Annotated in this window: 13 protein-coding genes; all 13 read right to left on the minus strand. The window is 42.1% G+C overall.

The features are described 5' to 3' along the window. Window positions 1–74: 74 nt before the first annotated feature. The 13 genes from dinB to L2747_RS08900 all read right to left on the minus strand — a co-directional run bounded on the left by dinB (window position 75) and on the right by L2747_RS08900 (window position 12,715). The gene (gene dinB / locus L2747_RS08840; RefSeq protein WP_248998691.1) at window positions 75–1,154 is read right to left on the minus strand and encodes a DNA polymerase IV; all 1,080 of its coding nucleotides are present in this window, start codon (window positions 1,152–1,154) and stop codon (window positions 75–77) included. Window positions 1,155–1,361: 207 nt separating this feature from the next. Then, window positions 1,362–3,362 carry a methyl-accepting chemotaxis protein gene (locus L2747_RS08845; protein ID WP_248998692.1) on the minus strand — a complete coding sequence of 667 codons (2,001 nt, stop codon included), beginning with the start codon at window positions 3,360–3,362 and terminating at the stop codon, window positions 1,362–1,364. Between the two features lie 278 nt (window positions 3,363–3,640). Next, entirely contained in the window at window positions 3,641–3,850 is a 210-nt protein-coding gene (locus L2747_RS08850) for a hypothetical protein (RefSeq protein WP_248998693.1), read from the minus strand. Window positions 3,851–4,292: 442 nt separating this feature from the next. Continuing rightward, window positions 4,293–4,760: a bacterioferritin gene (gene bfr, locus L2747_RS08855; protein WP_248998694.1), complete on the minus strand. Its 468-nt coding sequence runs from the start codon at window positions 4,758–4,760 to the stop codon at window positions 4,293–4,295. 11 nt (window positions 4,761–4,771) lie between these two features. Continuing rightward, the gene (bfr, locus tag L2747_RS08860) at window positions 4,772–5,239 is read right to left on the minus strand and encodes a bacterioferritin (protein WP_248998695.1); all 468 of its coding nucleotides are present in this window, start codon (window positions 5,237–5,239) and stop codon (window positions 4,772–4,774) included. A gap of 334 nt (window positions 5,240–5,573) precedes the next feature. Then, entirely contained in the window at window positions 5,574–5,795 is a 222-nt protein-coding gene (nqrM, locus tag L2747_RS08865) for a (Na+)-NQR maturation NqrM (protein WP_012156314.1), read from the minus strand. 12 nt (window positions 5,796–5,807) lie between these two features. Beyond that, window positions 5,808–6,824 carry an FAD:protein FMN transferase gene (locus L2747_RS08870; RefSeq protein ID WP_248998696.1) on the minus strand — a complete coding sequence of 339 codons (1,017 nt, stop codon included), beginning with the start codon at window positions 6,822–6,824 and terminating at the stop codon, window positions 5,808–5,810. Between the two features lie 29 nt (window positions 6,825–6,853). Then, window positions 6,854–8,101 (minus strand): NADH:ubiquinone reductase (Na(+)-transporting) subunit F, encoded by a 1,248-nt coding sequence (nqrF, locus tag L2747_RS08875; protein ID WP_248998697.1) that lies wholly within the window; start codon window positions 8,099–8,101, stop codon window positions 6,854–6,856. 47 nt (window positions 8,102–8,148) lie between these two features. Continuing rightward, complete coding sequence (gene nqrE, locus L2747_RS08880; RefSeq protein ID WP_220780036.1) at window positions 8,149–8,757, minus strand: NADH:ubiquinone reductase (Na(+)-transporting) subunit E; 609 nt, start codon at window positions 8,755–8,757, stop codon at window positions 8,149–8,151. 5 nt (window positions 8,758–8,762) lie between these two features. Further along, a complete protein-coding gene (locus L2747_RS08885; RefSeq protein ID WP_028769180.1) occupies window positions 8,763–9,395 on the minus strand; it encodes an NADH:ubiquinone reductase (Na(+)-transporting) subunit D in 633 nt (210 codons plus the stop codon). Continuing rightward, the gene (locus L2747_RS08890) at window positions 9,395–10,189 is read right to left on the minus strand and encodes a Na(+)-translocating NADH-quinone reductase subunit C (RefSeq protein WP_220780037.1); all 795 of its coding nucleotides are present in this window, start codon (window positions 10,187–10,189) and stop codon (window positions 9,395–9,397) included. The genes L2747_RS08885 and L2747_RS08890 overlap by 1 nt, the downstream gene beginning before the upstream one ends. Beyond that, window positions 10,182–11,381, minus strand: coding sequence for an NADH:ubiquinone reductase (Na(+)-transporting) subunit B (locus L2747_RS08895; protein ID WP_248998698.1), 1,200 nt, complete (start codon window positions 11,379–11,381; stop codon window positions 10,182–10,184). The genes L2747_RS08890 and L2747_RS08895 overlap by 8 nt, the downstream gene beginning before the upstream one ends. Then, window positions 11,381–12,715 carry a Na(+)-translocating NADH-quinone reductase subunit A gene (locus L2747_RS08900; protein WP_248998699.1) on the minus strand — a complete coding sequence of 445 codons (1,335 nt, stop codon included), beginning with the start codon at window positions 12,713–12,715 and terminating at the stop codon, window positions 11,381–11,383. The genes L2747_RS08895 and L2747_RS08900 overlap by 1 nt, the downstream gene beginning before the upstream one ends. Window positions 12,716–13,327: the final 612 nt, after the last annotated feature.

Consider the following 13,327-nt stretch of genomic DNA (forward strand, 5'->3'; position numbering starts at 1 on the left):
CACGAACAACAAAGGCTACTTAGCTATTGATTAGCAGTAAGTAGCCTTTGTTATTTATCAAGAGAAATTAAAGGTTAAAAACCTAAATCCATTTGGCTAGTGTCGCCACTTTCGTTCTCTACTGTGCTTGTTGTATTAGATGCCAAGCCCACTGATACCCCAAGTAAACGAATACCACGGTCATGTTGCCTTTCCATCGCTTGCTCAAGTAACTGATAAAACATGTTCACCGAGATCTCGTCACTGCGATGCTCAATCGTGGTTTGTTTAAAATCTTCAAACTTAAGCTTCACTACCTGTTTATGGATCACTCTGTCTTTTGCACTGCGACTAACACGTGCACCAAGCTCTTGAATAAGTTGCGGCATCACTGCACGGCACTGCTCAAGAGTATGAATATCTTTTGCTAAAGTGGTTTCTACACCCACTGATTTTCGTTCACGATTAGGTGAAATGCCACGCTTATCTATACCTTTTGCTCTCTCTATCAATACCGCGCCAAACTTACCAAAACGTTCAATTAACTGGCCTTCAGGAAAGGCTTGAATATCGCAGCAAGTGTGTAATCCAAGATCTGCCAACTTTTTTGCAGTGACCTTACCCACTCCGGGAATTTTTATTAATGGCAAGGTTTTCACAAACTCATCAATCATCTCTGGCCGGATCACATATTGTCCATTGGGTTTATTTAAGTCAGACGCTATCTTGGCAAGAAACTTAACTGGCGCTATGCCTGCCGATGCGGTTAAACCCGTCTCGGCTAATATGTCTGCACGAATCGCTTCTGCAATTAATGTCGCTGAACCTTTACAGTGTGGACTATCAGTAACATCCAAATAAGCCTCATCTAAAGACAAGGGTTCTATTAAATCTGTATAGCGCTCAAATACAGCACGAATTTGACTGGAAACCTCTTTATAGACTTGCATTCGTCCAGGAACCAATATTAAGTCTGGGCATAACTTTAAGGCATATCCGGATGCCATAGCCGATCGCACACCAAATTGACGTGCTTCATAATTACAGGTGCTGATCACCCCGCGGCGATCACTGCGGCCACCAACTGCAATTGGTTTCCCTCGTAACTCAGGAAAGTCGCGCATTTCCACTGCGGCGTAAAAGCAATCCATGTCGACGTGAATGATTTTTTGCAAGCCAATATCCTCCGCCAAGAATATTACTGTATATAAAAACAGTATTCAATAAAAAGCGCACCACAGCGTTTGTCGAAGATCAATTCGGAGCTAATAATCGAACATTTCCATATTGCCTGTAGCCGATTTAATAACCTTATATTTTTAATAATCTAAGCAATAAAAAAGGAAGCCATTGGCTTCCTTTTTAGTCTATTTAAAATCCATTTAGATCTTAAACTGTTTAATATTCTGGCCTAATGACTCGCTGACCTGAGCAAACTCATCAAAGTTATGTGATAAAGCTTCACTCGCTGCCAGTGATTCGTCAGATAGTGTACGTACATTCTCAATATTACAGGCAACCTCTTCAGCAACAACGGCTTGCTGACCCACGCCAGCGGAGATCTCGATAGTCTGCTGCTGAATAGCTTCAATTGCATTAGTAATACTATCTAAAGCAACTTCTACTTTAACGGTAAGGTCTTGACCAATATTAGCTTGCTCTACTCCCGCCTCCATCACTTGCTCAGCCTCATTGGCATTTTGCTGCAGTGTTTGAATAATCTCTTGAATATTAGCGGTTGAATCTTGAGTGCGTGATGCAAGAGTTCTCACTTCATCTGCCACCACTGCAAAACCACGGCCTTGTTCACCCGCCCTCGCCGCTTCAATTGCAGCATTAAGTGCCAGTAAATTCGTTTGCTCAGCAATACCTCGAATAACATTGAGCACTTCACCAATTTGCTCTGAACGAGTGCGTAGTTGTTTGACGACTTTAGCAGCTTCAATCACTTGTACAGATAATGACTGCATACCTTGCGTCGCCTGCGCCACAATTACGCTACCCTCACTCGACTGCTCTTGTGCTTTATCAGCAAATTCACTGGCACGTTGCGCACTGGCAGCCATCTCTTGACTAGTGTGCGCCATTTCTGTTGCTGCGGTCGCAACCGATGCAATCTCTTGCTTTTGCTGACTCACAGACTCCAATGCCCGATCACTAACATCTGAGGCAGCTGCAACACCTTGCTCAACTTGCAGAGTGAGTTCGCGAGTTTCTTGCAGCATGCCCTGCACTTTAGCCGCAAACTGATTAAAGGCATCACCTAGCTTACCTAATTCATCTTCACGATTGATATCGATACGCTTTGCAAGGTCGCTGTCACCTTGTGCAATATCTTCCATCGCGAGGAGTAGATTATTAATCTGCTTTCTAAATGGCAGCAGTGTTGCCCATACAGTAATACCAACTAAAGCCATAATTAGAATAGATAACAAAATCGAGCTAACGATAGCATCGGTAACAGGGGCTTCAATCACATCGATTGGTAACATAAACGCAAGGTGCCATTTCTGTTCAGGGTATTCACCGCCAACCTCTACAAAAATGACCCGCTGAGCTTCACCTTTAAATACAACCTCTGCAAAACCCGAAGCCTGAGACTGCATCTGCATATTAAGCGCGGCAAAACCACTTGATTGTTTAAATTGACTATCTACCGTAGCCGCGTCAGAACCTGGCGGGAATTTATCTGAAAAACCTGGGAAGTAAACTAACTTACCACCATCTGTTGTTAAAAAGGCCTGCCCTGCATCTTGATATTTAATGGGCGCTAAAAGTTCACTACCTATGGTATCAATAAGAATATCCATGCCACCGATACCGATAAATTTACCAGAGCTGTCTTTTACCGCCGTTTTGACTGTTGCAGAGATAGAGCCATCGTTAGCGTCAACTGCTGGATCGCCAACAAACATGCCGTTTTTATTTATTGCTTCTTGCCACCAAGGACGTTTGTTAGTGAAATACTCACTATCGTTATAACGACCATTTAAATCAAAGTATTCAAAAGTATTAGCTGAGCCAAAAAACACCGATTTAATATCGCTGTCTTTATCTGAAAAATGTTTAAAGTATTTAATGATTGATAGGTAATCTTTATCGGATGAAATGTCGCTTAGTCGAGCATCATATTGGCTGAACCAATTCACTACCGTAGGATCGGCAAACACCGCATGAATAAGCTGGCCTTTAGCCTCGAAATAACTACGTACCTCGGTCGACTTTAACTGCACTAAGCTCGTTAAGTCATTATCAATCTGCTGACGCGTGCTATTGCTTTCACTCTTTACCAGTAATAGCGCAACAATGGTAAATAGTACCGCGAGTGCACCAACTATGGTGACAACCAATTGTAGACTCAATGAACGTTTAAACCACTGCATCGACGCTCCCTTTGTTATATTTTTTAGTAGGTTTCGTTATCAGATAGTCATAAATCTAACAGAAAAAACTGCAGATTAAAGTAGTTAATCTAGCAACAGCAGCTAACGTTAGTAAAAGTACGAATAAGGCTAACAGCAAAATTAATTAACTTGAGGCTAATATAAAGGTAAAACCATTGGAGGGACCAATAGAGCTAAAATATTGGGCTAATTTGACTAGCTTTAGTGGTTTAAATATCTAAACAGAAATAACAGCAAATAATATGTAAATATTTAGTTCAAAAAAGAGTCGTTAACATAGCGAGTTCTTCGCTAGATAATACTGAGCGAGTCGTGACTGGACTAGCGATAATTTTACTTGCTGACTTAAGGTTACTGGTTTGCTCAAGCTGCTTTTCATGACGCTCGATACACTCAAGTAAAAAGTCGACTTGGAACTGGCTATCTACATCTAGAGTAGTAGCACTTGGTTTAGTAGCAGTAAACATAAGCTTCCTCCTGATGCTTGCTAACTCGAATAAGATGTAATTTATATGCAATATTGCAGTATTCACTAAGAATAGGTGCTAGTAGCTGAATATCTGCTGTATAAACCTTATTGAGTCATAGTCCTTTCAATCCTATTTAAGTATAGCCAAGGATTTTAAGTCTGCTTATTTTTCGAGCTGCATTAAAGTAAATTGGAGCAGATACCTGAAATGTAATTACTAAAACCTTATGAAATAGTATTTGTGAGTTATATACCCAAAGAAAACTTAGCGCGATACAAGAGCATTAAGCAAATTGCAGCATTAGCTTGAAAGTCGATATAGTCTGATTGAACTCGGCAGCAATTACGATAAAACACCTAACCAGAATTAGTTCCCCCTCGACAGTAATAAAAAAGACGCTATATAGCGCCTTTTTTAATAAGGAGGCAACAACCTATTGCTACATCTTGCTTTGCAGATAATTTTGTAAACCGACTTTGTCGATTAAACCCAGCTGCTTTTCGAGCCAATACATATGATCAGACTCAGTCTCTTCTAGCAGAACCTCAAGGATCTCACGACTTTCATAGTCTTGTTTGCTTTCACAAAGCGCAATCGCACTGCGTAAGTTGTCTGCAACCTGATACTCATAAGCTAAGTCGTTCTTTAGCATCTGCTCGGTATCTTTACCAATGTTAAGCGGCTCTCGACTCGCCACATCTGGCGTGCCCTCAAGAAATAGAATCCGCTGTACCAATTTTTTAGCATGTTCACGTTCATCGTCACTTTCGTGAGAAATGCGCTCATGCAACTCATTCAGGCCCCAATCTTCATACATAAGGCCATGCACGAAATACTGATCCATTGCCGACAGTTCACCAGTAAGCAGCTTATTAAGAGTATCGATGACTTCTTTATTACCTTTCATAACGCCTCCTGTTAATCCATCTTAGATTGTAAGTAATTCTGCATCCCAGTAAGCGATATAAGCTCTAGCTGGGCTTCTAACCAATCGAGATGTTCTTCTTCATCTTCGAGTAAGTCTTCTAAAATATCTCTACTAACATAGTCAGCTTCGGTCTCACATAGAGCAATTGCTTCACGCAAAACGACCAGCTCTTCTTCTAGCATGACTTTGTCACACTCAAGCATCTCTTGACTGTGCTCACCAATACGTAACTTGTCTAATTGCTGCAAATTTGGCAGGCCTTCAAGGAACAACACCCGCTCAATTAATTTATCGGCATGTTTCATGTCTTGAATGGATTTTTTATAAGCCTTTTCATTGAGCTCACCTAGCCCCCAATTCTTAAACATGCGCGCATGGAGGAAATACTGATTAATTGCGGTAAGCTCGCTGGTCAGCACCTTGTTTAGCTGACTAATGACCTTAGGTTGTCCTTTCATCTGTTCATCCTTAGTTAAATTGATCTATATCAATGTTTACAACCTAGAACAAAAAACAATCAAATACAAATAAACTTTATATTTCAAAAGGTTAGTAAAGATAACCATTCTCATTACTACTACAATTATTAATAAGCAATTCATGAATTAAGCCAGCAATTACTGCAGCAAAACTAGGGGATTACAAGAGATGAGGATTATAATGATAAAAGACCGTCGTAACGTTAGGCCATTATCGTGGATATTTCGGCAGTAATAAGCGGCTGGCTTAGTTAAAAATGATATAAAAAAGGCTCCTTATTAAGGAGCCTTAAGTGTTGCAAGTTATGCAAAATTAGATGATACGGTTTTGTTCTAATTTTTCACGGCGTTCTTGTTCTGCCATACGTGCTTTGCGCTTATCGCATGGATCATCACAGTCACACGCCTTTTCAATTCCGAGCGCGCCTAAACCACCGCAGCTACCAGCCACAGCTTGCCGCTTGACTAAATAGCCTATCGACATTAAGAAAAAGAAACCTAATAAAACGACAAAGGCCGCAATAAATGTGCTCATATTCGACTCCAACTACTGAGTAACGAATGGTTTGAAAGCTTCACTGTAGAAAACTTTAAAGCCATCATCTTGCTTTTCAATAAGCATTATCGCTAGATGCTCACGTTTAGCAAGTTCTAGTGACGCTTGAGTACCTAATACCATCATAGCGGTAGCGTAACCATCTGCAATCATAGACTCTTCATGCAGCACTGTCACAGACGCTAACCTATGATTGATAGGGTAACCTGTACGCGGGTCAATCAAGTGTGAAAAACGCTGGCCGTCTTCTTCGTAATAATTACGATAATCACCTGATGTCGCCATCGCCATATTTTTTGGCGCTATCACTTGTTGAATACCATTACCACTATCACCAGGCTTCTCTATTGCAATGCGCCATGGTGAACCGTCGGCTTTAGTACCACGCAAACTGATCTCTCCACCAATTTCAACCAAATACCCCATTGGTTGATATTTATCCAACAAGGCGGCTATTTTATCAACACCGAAACCTTTTGCAATAGAAGATAAGTCGACATAGATATCAGGGTTAAGCTTACTGATCTTGTTACCTTCAACCACTATAGCGTCAATCCCAGTACGTTCTCTTGCAATATCAATCTCTTGCTGAGTAGGTATTTGAGTCGGTCTTTTATCAGGGCCAAAGCCCCATAAATTCACTAACGGTCCAAGCGTAATATCTAAGGCGCCATCAGTGGTCTTATATAATGTTAATCCTTCAGCAATTACTTTGGCAGTATCTTCCGACACTTCAACCTTATCTTGGCGAGTTAACTGATTAAATTTAGACAACTCAGAGTTCGGTCGGTATGTCGACATTTGATCATTGACTTGCTCTAAAGCTAAATCAATCTCTGCTTGCAGTAACTGGGGATCTGGCAGCTTATCATTAGGCACAACTTTAATGTGGTAAGTCGTGCCCATAGTGTTGCCAGACAGTGAAATCACTTCAGCTTGTTTAGTACAAGCTGAAATAAAAAAGGCTAACCCAATAAGGGCCAGCCAATTTACTAAGGTCTTAAACATATTGACCTAGATCTCCAATAAGAGAAGGGTTAGCCACCGAAGTCATCCAACAGGATGTTTTCATCTTCGACACCAAGATCTTTAAGCATACCGATAACAGCTGCATTCATCATTGGTGGGCCACACATGTAGTACTCACAATCTTCTGGTGCTTCATGGTCACGTAAGTAGTTTTCAAACAATACGTTATGAATAAAGCCAGTGTAGCCATCCCAGTTATCTTCAGGCTGTGGATCAGACAAGGCAACATGCCACTTAAAGTTGTCATTGTCTGCCGCTAGGCCATCGAAATCTTCTACATAGAACATTTCACGGCTAGAACGTGCACCGTACCAGAAGCTCATCTTACGCTTAGAGTTAAGACGCTTAAGCTGGTCGAAGATATGTGAGCGCATTGGCGCCATACCAGCACCACCACCGATAAATACCATTTCTGCGTCAGTTTCTTTAGCGAAGAACTCACCAAATGGACCAGAAATAGTCACCTTGTCACCTGCTTTTAGGCTAAAGATGTATGATGACATCTTACCGCAAGGCAGAGATAGATCACGTGGAGGTGGTGACGCAATACGTACGTTCAACATGATGATACCTTCCTCAAGAGGATAGTTCGCCATCGAGTATGCACGGATTGTTTCGTCATCAACTTTTGATTCTAAGTTGAAGAACCCAAAGTGTTCCCAGTCGCCACGGTATTCAGCAGGAATATCATAATCTGCATATTTAACATGGTGCGCAGGCGCTTCAATCTGAATATAACCACCCGCACGGAATGGAACAGAGTCGCCATCTGGAATTTGCAGCTTAAGCTCTTTAATGAAAGTGGCTTTGCTATCGTTAGAAATAACTTCACATTCCCACTTCTTAACACCAAAGATCTCTTCTTCTAGTTCAATCTCCATGTCAGTTTTTACGTTTACCTGACAAGATAAACGGCAACCGCCACGGGCTTCACCTTTGCTGATGTGGTCCATTTCAGTTGGTAGAATATCGCCACCACCTGATTTAACGTGGACTTTACACTGACCACAAGTACCACCGCCACCACAAGCAGACGATACGAAAATACCGCTTTCTGCTAACGCGCCAAGTAGCTTGCCACCAGCAGCAGTTTTAATTGCTTTATCAGCATCATCATTGATGCCAATAGTGACGTCACCGCTTGCTACTAGCTTTGATTTGGCGAATAAAATCACCAATACCAAGACCAATACGATTGCGGTAAACATACTCACACCGAGATATACATCGATTGGTGTAGATTCTAGAATACCCATTAACTTATCCTTAAAGGTTCAAATTAAGACGTCGTTATGGTGCCCCTTTACAGAGACACACCAGAGAACGACATGAAACCTAGAGCCATCAAACCAGCGGTAACAAAGGTAATACCTAGACCGCGAAGCCCATCAGGAACATCAGCATATTTTAACTTCTCACGGATACCAGCAAGCAGCACAAGTGCTAATGCCCAACCGATACCAGAACCAATACCAAACACTAAACTTTCACCTAGGTTGTAATCACGCTCAACCATGAAAGATACCGCACCGAAAATTGCGCAGTTTACTGTGATAAGTGGTAAGAAGATCCCCAATGCGTTGTATAACGGTGGGAAATACTTATCCAATGTCATTTCAAGGATTTGAACCAAAGCTGCAATCACACCGATAAAGGTGATGAACTTCAAGAAGCTCAAGTCAGCATCTGGAACACCTGCCCAAGCGAGTGCGCCTGGAGCAAGAATACCTTGATAGATGATTTGGTTAACCGGTACTGAAATTGCCAGTACAACGATAACTGCAACACCTAGACCCATGGCAGTTTTTACTTTCTTAGATACCGCAAGGAAAGTACACATACCAAGGAAAAAGGATAGCGCCATGTTTTCAATGAAAACAGAACGGATTAATAGACTAATATAATGTTCCATTATGCTTATCCTTTCGCTTCTACTTGCTCAGGCTTCATCACACGAATAATCCAGATCAATGCACCGATCAGGAAGAACGCACTTGGAGGAAGCAGCAATAGGCCGTTAGGCTGGTACCAGCCACCGTCTGAAATCTTGCTTAAGATTTCAATGCCAAATAGTGAACCATTACCAAACAACTCACGTACGAAGCCAACTGATAACAAGATTGCACCGTAACCTAGACCATTACCGATACCGTCCATGAAGCTCATCATTGGCGGAGTCTTCATCGCATAAGCCTCTGCACGGCCCATTACGATACAGTTAGTAATAATCAAACCAACGAATACAGACAGCTGCTTAGCAACATCGTAAGCGTAAGCTTGCAGTACTTGGTCAACCACGATTACTAGCGACGCAATAATCGTCATCTGCACGATAATACGTACACTGCTTGGAATGTGGTTACGGATCAGCGAGATGAATAAGTTAGACAAAGCACATACGGCAGTAAGTGCGATTGTCATTACCAAAGCTGTTTCCATTTTACTGGTTACAGCCAAGGCACTACATACACCCAAGATTTGCAAAGCAATCGGGTTGTTGCTGACAATAGGTCCTATTAGAACCGATTTAAGTTCTTTAGCATCAGCCATTAGCTAAGCCCTCCATTGCGAGCCTTTTCGATAAAGCGTGCAAAACCTTCTTCACCTAACCAAAATTCAAGTGAGTTTTGTACACCGTTACCGGTAAGCGTTGCACCAGATAATGCATCAACACCGTATGGCGAAGCAGCTACAGTTGGGTTTTTAGTGACGCTAATCGCTAGCTCACCCTTGTCGTTATATAGCTTCTTACCAGTCCACTTAGCAATCCACTGAGGATTTTGAACTTCACCACCTAGACCTGGTGTTTCACCAGAGCCGGTAAAGCTGTAGTAGACCAAACTACGAATCGTGTTCAAGTCTGGCTCAACCGCTAAGAAAGCAAACATTGTTGACCACAAGCCGTAACCTTTAACAGGGATAATCACTGTTTGTAGTTGCTTGTTATCATCATGCACTAGGTAAACAACAGCTTCATTAGCTACGCGTTTAACTGATGCAATGTCGTTTTCAGGCACAAATGAAGTAGCCGGAGTACGTGCTGCTTTTTCGGTATCAAAAGTATCAGCGTCGCCAGCAACAAACTCACCTGTTTTCAGGTCAACCAGTCTAGCTTCAACATACTTGTTGTATGTTTCTAGTACTTGCGCCTTTTCAATTTTACCTTCACGAGGATTGATAAGACCTGCCGCTTCTAGAATGTACTTTTGCTTATCAAGAAGCTTGTTTTCTTGCTGAGTTGGTTTCAACAATACTGCAGCCGTCGAAACGAACATTGAGCAGATGAAACACAAACCAACAACAACAAACAGCGTTCTACCGAAAGAATCTTTATTACTAGCCACGTGCAATCCTCCGCTTGATATTCGACTGAACCACGAAATGGTCAAATAATGGAGCAAATAGATTCGCGAACAAGATAGCCAACATCATGCCTTCAGGGAACGCAGGGTTGATAACGCGAATAAATACTGCCATAGCACCGATAAGAATACCGTAAGCCCATTTTGCGTTATTAGTGAAAGACGCTGAAACAGGGTCTGTCGCCATAAACATCATACCGAACGCAAAGCCACCTAAAACAAGGTGCCAGTACCAAGGCATTGCAAACATTGGGTTAGTATCGCTACCGATAAAGTTAAGTAGGTAAGAAACGGCAATCATACCGACCATCACACCACTAACAATGCGCCATGAAGCGATACGGGTATAGATGATAACCGCGCCACCAATTAAGATAGCTAAGGTAGAAACTTCACCAACAGAACCAGGAATGAAACCGAAGAAAGCGTTCCACCAGTCTTGTGTTAGACCGTATTCTAATGTGCCTTGCGCTGCTTGGCTCAGTGCTGTTGCACCAGAGAAGCCGTCTGCAACAACCCAAGTGGTGTCACCTGACATATTTAGCGGGTAAGCGAAGAATAGGAATGCACGACCGGCAAGAGCAGGGTTTAGGAAGTTACGGCCTGTACCACCAAAGATCTCTTTCGCAACCACAACACCAAAGGTAATACCTAGTGCAACCATCCATAGTGGAATTGTTGCTGGTAGTGTTAATGCGAAAAGGATTGAGGTAACAAAGAAACCTTCGTTAACTTCATGCCCACGTACTGATGCAAATAGTACTTCCCAAATACCACCGACAGCAAACGTCACTGCATATATGGGTAAGAACCAACAAGCGCCATACCACATTAATGCAGCGATGCCTGAGTTTGCAGTTAATTCAGTACCGAACATACCGAACATTGCGACCTGCCAAGTGTCAGGAGCAGCAAAACCAGCCGCTAATGCATCTTGAGCTTGCAAGCCGACGTTGAACATACCCAAAAACATCGCAGGGAATGTACATGCCCAAACCGTAATCATCATACGCTTCAGGTCCAGGTTATCGCGCACATGGGTACGACCCTTGTTTACGTGACCTGGCGTATAAAAGACAGTGTATGCAGCTTCAAAAAGTGCATAAAACTTCTCATATTTACCGCCTTTTTCAAACTGCGGTTCAATATTTTCGAAAAACTGTTTTAAGCCCATTAGCCTTCCCTCACAATCGTATCTAAGCAGTCACGTAGATATGACGCATAGTCATATTTACCTGGACATACGAAAGTACACAGTGCCAAATCTTCTTCGTCTAACTCCAACGCACCTAATGTAGCAGCGCCATCGTAGTCACCTGAAACAAGGTCACGAAGTAGCATTGTTGGCAAAATATCTAGCGGCATAACACGCTCATAGTTACCAATTGGCACCATTGCACGGTCACTACCACCTGTACTCGTTGTCATGTTGAACAGACGAGAAGATGAAAGGTGCCCGAGGAATGCACGTGTTATTGAGAATTTATTAGCGCCAGGCATTGCCCAACCGAATAGTTCTTTCTCTGTGCCTTCTTCTAGCAAGCTAACTTGGTTGTGATAACGACCAAGATAAGCATGAGGACCTATCGCGTTACGGCCGTTTAAAACAGAACCAGAGATAGAGCGAACTGTACCCTCAGCGGTTTCACCGTCAAGTAGCTGCACCATAGATGCACCAACATGAGTGCGAACTAAGCGAGGCTTAACAGCTTTAGGGCCGCCAATAGCAACAACACGTTGAGTATAAAGCTCACCGGTTGTGAACAACTTACCAACCGCAATCACGTCTTGGTAGTTGATGTGCCAAACTGTTCTAGTTACAGAAGCCGGTAATAGGTTATGAATGTGCGTACCTGGCAATCCCGCAGGATGCAGACCGGCAAACTCTTCAACCTGAGCATTAGCGCTTGGAATATCTGCGCCAGGTGCTTTACAAAGGTAAACCTTACCTTCAGTTAACTTTGAAAGTAGCTTTAGACCATTTTCAAAATCAGCTTTATGCTCTGCAATCACAACAACAGGATCTGCTGCTAATGGTTGAGTGTCGATAGCGGTGACGAAAATACCTGCAGCTGTAGAATCTACGCTAGGTACTTTGCTGAAAGGACGCGTACGCAAAGCAGTCCACAAACCTGATTGGATCAGGTTGTCACGTACTTGCTGTGTCTCAATCGTGTCGATAGCAGTGGCGTCATATTTAGCAAAAGAGATGCTTTCATCTCCTTCCATTTCTATAACAACAGACTGCAGAACACGCTGAGCGCCCCGGTTAACTTCGGAAATTGTGCCACTGGCTGAAGCTGTGTATATCACGCCTAGATTCTTCTTATCTTCAAAAAGAATCTGACCTTTTTTAACTTTATCTCCCACCTTAATTTTCATGGTAGGACGTAAGCCAATATACTCTTCACCCAAAATAGCTACATGTTTGATGGCTTTACCATCATGGATAACTTGTTCTGGCCCACCTGCAATAGGCAGGTCCAATCCTTTCTTTATTGTAATCATATCCACAAGCACTACGTTATGAAGGAAAGACAATGCGCCGCGTTCCTGCTAAACACACAAGTTTTAAACAAACCTCAAATTCGTGTTGAGCTAGCGCTAATTTATCGCCAAAGTGCGATCAAAATCACGCTGGTCGCGCGCATTTTACCCCAAATATCACGAGCTCGCCACGAAAATTGTCTCTGTTTTAAATGCTTAAGAGCGTTTTTGTAACAAACATCTTAAATTCGCGAAGATATTAAGAATCAATTAATATAGCCACAGGCCACATTCTCTATACATTTAAAGAGCTTAATTAACTTTTACGCTTTCATAACACTGTTATAGTTATTGTTAATAATAAAATTTACACTTTCGTTTAAATGCTGATTAATTGAACTCACGAGACGTGCATCACACAGAGGGACCAGCAAACAAAACACAGCACAAACTCTATTTCAAGCCTGCAAACTGGCTCACATATCACTAAAGCAAATAGCTAGCATTTAGCACTTAAAGCATGCTTAAAAGCTAAATAAGCGAATAATTAAATCTATATTGTTAACAAAATGAAGATTTTGACACTTTGCAAAACCTAAACCAGCGTTAAACGTGAACACTGTTTCGCTGGCA

This window comes from Shewanella marinintestina, assembly GCF_023283845.1.
GTDB classification, from domain to species: Bacteria; Pseudomonadota; Gammaproteobacteria; order Enterobacterales; family Shewanellaceae; genus Shewanella; species Shewanella marinintestina.

Bases quoted from the DNA above. Each gene is read 5' to 3' on its own strand.
- L2747_RS08845 (WP_248998692.1), bottom strand. From the start codon at position 3,362: ATGCAGTGGTTTAAACGTTCATTGAGTCTACAATTGGTTGTCACCATA.
- L2747_RS08850 (WP_248998693.1), bottom strand. From the start codon at position 3,850: ATGTTTACTGCTACTAAACCAAGTGCTACTACTCTAGATGTAGATAGC.
- bfr (WP_248998694.1), bottom strand. From the start codon at position 4,760: ATGAAAGGTAATAAAGAAGTCATCGATACTCTTAATAAGCTGCTTACT.
- bfr (WP_248998695.1), bottom strand. From the start codon at position 5,239: ATGAAAGGACAACCTAAGGTCATTAGTCAGCTAAACAAGGTGCTGACC.
- nqrM (WP_012156314.1), bottom strand. From the start codon at position 5,795: ATGAGCACATTTATTGCGGCCTTTGTCGTTTTATTAGGTTTCTTTTTC.
- L2747_RS08870 (WP_248998696.1), bottom strand. From the start codon at position 6,824: ATGTTTAAGACCTTAGTAAATTGGCTGGCCCTTATTGGGTTAGCCTTT.
- nqrF (WP_248998697.1), bottom strand. From the start codon at position 8,101: ATGGGTATTCTAGAATCTACACCAATCGATGTATATCTCGGTGTGAGT.
- nqrE (WP_220780036.1), bottom strand. From the start codon at position 8,757: ATGGAACATTATATTAGTCTATTAATCCGTTCTGTTTTCATTGAAAAC.
- L2747_RS08885 (WP_028769180.1), bottom strand. From the start codon at position 9,395: ATGGCTGATGCTAAAGAACTTAAATCGGTTCTAATAGGACCTATTGTC.
- L2747_RS08895 (WP_248998698.1), bottom strand. From the start codon at position 11,381: ATGGGCTTAAAACAGTTTTTCGAAAATATTGAACCGCAGTTTGAAAAA.
- L2747_RS08900 (WP_248998699.1), bottom strand. From the start codon at position 12,715: ATGATTACAATAAAGAAAGGATTGGACCTGCCTATTGCAGGTGGGCCA.